The sequence below is a fragment of the Bacillus sp. GMs2/2 genome (genome assembly GCF_050172095.1).
Taxonomy (GTDB): Bacteria; Bacillota; Bacilli; order Bacillales; family Bacillaceae_G; genus Bacillus_A; species Bacillus_A cereus.
This window is the reverse complement of the sequence record NZ_JBNLYE010000418.1, coordinates 1-3,191: the sequence shown is the minus strand read 5'-3', so window position 1 is coordinate 3,191 and position 3,191 is coordinate 1. Positions and strand designations below refer to the sequence as shown.

The window sequence follows — 3,191 nt, the reverse complement described above, 5'->3', positions numbered from 1 at the left end:
GAAAAGAATGAAAAGATGAACAATAAAAATAAAGGAAAAGTATTTTATGGTAATGATTGTTGCAAATTAAGAGCATGTAGCCATATTAACATCCCTAAGTCAGAACTTACAGAAAGACTTCTTCAAGCTCTTGGTCAAGCTATTCTAGTTCAATATAGATCTGGTTGCCTAGGCGGAGGAACTACGGGGACTACTGGTGCTCAAGGGCCTCAAGGCGCTCAAGGACCTCAAGGCGCTCAAGGACCTGCGGGCGATACAACTGCGACACTATCTGTCTTCCGAATTTACTAACCACAATTTCCGAAAATATTTTGGAAGGACTAAGCACATTTATAAGTAATAGATGTGATTTTGATTGTCTATTAAATCTCTCTTTTAATAAAAAGGAGCACTTGTTTGGGAGGATAAGTGCTCCTTCTTTACGTTTCTTTACCTCAAATTTACTCTATCTTAATCCTCATTTTGTATGATAAATAATGAAGTCAAAGATATGAAAGAGGGATGAAAAATGAGAGTTATGTCACCGATACGCATTTGGATTGCTCTTATGATATGCATTATTTTATGTGTAGGATTTTTTTTAACTCTAAAATATTCCACTATTTCAAAAGCAGAGAGAAAAACAGTTCCATACACACTTTTGTATACGAAACAAAACAACATCCTTTATTCCAATTCCACAAATAATGAAAAAAAAGTTATAAAAGGAATGCTTATTACGGAAGCTCCTAGTTACGAAACTCTACTTCAAATTGCTGAAACGATTAAAGATCAATATACAAATAAAGGAATTGATGAAATCACGCTGTCTATCCATAATGAAAATAATGGTAGTTATGAAGAAGAATTACCATACGAACCGATTAGTAAAGGAACAATAATCATCACATACGATTCCCACTCCTTTGGTAGTACGAACATTACTCTTAATGAATAGTAGCATTTACCTCACAAATTATGAGCACACTTTATTTTTCACATGAAAAAGAGGCGAATAACGAAATTCGCCTCTTTTTTTACCATAATGATGGAATCCACTCTTTCACTTTATTAAACCACTCTTGCTGTTCTTTTTTCCTTTGTTGTTCTTCTTCTTGCCTTTTCTTTTCTTCTTCTTTTCTTCGCTTTTCTTCTTCAATTGTTTGCAATTGTTTTTTATAGTCCGCCTCAGATATTAACGATAATTGGAACGCTTTTTGAGCTGGGTTTGCATTTGCTTTTTTCATGATATCCCGGAACATCGTCGTTGTAATTTGACTACCACCTGGAACATAATGCTCGCTATCTGTTTTGTCATATCCTACCCAAATCGCACCTACTAAATCTGGTGTGTATCCTACAAACCACGAGTCCTTTGCTCCTACGCTCGGGCCATTTACAAGTTGAGTAGTCCCTGTCTTTCCTGCTGTATCAACATTAGTAACTTTCGCTTTTCCACCTGTTCCCTTTTCTACAACACCTTTTAATAAATACGTCATCTTTTGAGCAATTTTCTCACTCGTCACTCGTGTCTCTTTCTTATACCATTTCCCTATTATTTCCCCTTCAGCATTTTGAACTTCTCTAATTGCATGAGTCTCTACTTGAACCCCATCATTAGCAAATGTACTATATGCTTGGGCCATTACAAATGGTGATGTCCCTACATGCATCCCACCTAAAGCAATTGGATACGTACGGTCTTCTGGTACTAATGGAATACCAAATCGCTCTAAAGATTTCAATCCTTTATCTAATCCTATTTGTTCTAATAGCCACACAGCGGAAACATTATACGACTTTGCTACCGCTTCATACATTGTCACATTACCATGAAAAGCCTGATCACTATTTTTCGGTTCATATTCTTTAATATGAAATGGTTCATCCTTTAATATATCGTATACTTCATACCCTTGTTCTAAAGCGGGTACATATACAGCTAGAGGCTTTAATGTTGAACCTGGCTGTCTTTTTAATTGCGTAGCATGATTAAATTGTAAAAACTGATATGGTCCTCTACCCCCAACTAAAGCTGGAACACCGCCTGTTTTGGGATTTATAAGGACTACACCTGTTTGCATCAGTTGATCTGAGCCACTATCTTTGAAATAGCTATCATTATTCACAACATCTTCTACAGCCTGTTGTTTTTTCGGATCAAGCTCAGTATAAATACGATAACCACCTGCTAAAATTTCATTTTGTGTTAATTCGTATTTGTCCATCGCTTCTCTAACAATATAGTCTACATATTGAGAATATTTTCCCTTGTATTTATCATCCACACCACGTTTTAATACAAGACCACTCTCTTTTTCTTTATTATACTGTTCGTCAGAAATATACCCTTGCTCTTTCATTAAGCTTAATACGACATTACGTCTTTCAATTGACTTGTTAAAGTTTTTATAAGGTGAATATGCAGATGGTGCTTTAATTAAGCCTGCAATCGTTGCAGCTTCTGAAATTGTTAAATCTTTTACATCTTTATCAAAATAAGATTTTGCTGCCCTTTTTATACCCCAAGCACCTTCCCCAAAATAAATTTGATTCATATACATTTCAATAATTTCATCTTTTGTATAAGTACGTTCTATTTTTTTTGTTAAAAAGTATTCCTTTATTTTACGAGAAAATGTACGATCTTGTGTCAGAAATACATTCTTCGCAAGCTGCTGTGTAATTGTACTTCCCCCAGCTACAACTTCTCCTGCTGTAATATTTTTAAAAACCGCACTTATAATTCCACTATAATAAATACCATGATGGTTAAAAAATTCCTTATCTTCTACTGCAACAATTGCCTGAACCATAATATCAGGAATATCTTTTCTTTTAACGCCTTCTGTTTTCGAAGAAGCTAATTTAGTTGCGACCTCATTATTTGCATCATAAATTAAAGTCGGTTGTGGAACAGCTTGTTTTAGTTCAGATATGTCTTGAATGGAAATAATTATATTTACAGCAATAAATAGAGTAACGAATACACTTCCCAATACAATTAATGAATTACGAAGTTTCTTCCTCTTATTGAACCACTCAAGCATTTTTTTAAAATGAGTGTTCTTCAATTTCATTCGTTCACTTCCTTCATTTATTTACACTCTTCTTTTTAAAAGGAAGAATATACCGCCTTTTAAATTTATTATAATAACGTAGTCATTCCTATAGTGTAAAGCTTTTCTTTTACATTCATACTTTTTGCAAGA

At 34.3% G+C, this 3,191-nt stretch carries 3 protein-coding genes; 2 read left to right on the top strand and 1 reads right to left on the bottom strand.

Annotated features, from left to right (window positions below; translation table 11 throughout):
• Positions 1 to 291: hypothetical protein (locus tag ACQGS6_RS25370; protein WP_426965800.1), on the top strand; the 291-nt coding region annotated here is incomplete at its 5' end.
• A 217-nt stretch (positions 292 to 508) separates the two neighbouring features.
• A complete protein-coding gene (locus ACQGS6_RS25365; protein ID WP_050964634.1) occupies positions 509 to 937 on the top strand; it encodes a hypothetical protein in 429 nt (142 codons plus the stop codon).
• A gap of 79 nt (positions 938 to 1,016) precedes the next feature.
• On the opposite strand, the gene ACQGS6_RS25360 is transcribed toward ACQGS6_RS25365, so the two are convergent.
• Positions 1,017 to 3,059 carry a transglycosylase domain-containing protein gene (locus tag ACQGS6_RS25360; RefSeq protein ID WP_426965799.1) on the bottom strand — a complete coding sequence of 681 codons (2,043 nt, stop codon included), beginning with the start codon at positions 3,057 to 3,059 and terminating at the stop codon, positions 1,017 to 1,019.
• Positions 3,060 to 3,191 lie beyond the last annotated feature (132 nt).

Bases quoted from the DNA above. Each gene is read 5' to 3' on its own strand.
- ACQGS6_RS25365 (WP_050964634.1), top strand. From the start codon at position 509: ATGAGAGTTATGTCACCGATACGCATTTGGATTGCTCTTATGATATGC.
- ACQGS6_RS25360 (WP_426965799.1), bottom strand. From the start codon at position 3,059: ATGAAATTGAAGAACACTCATTTTAAAAAAATGCTTGAGTGGTTCAAT.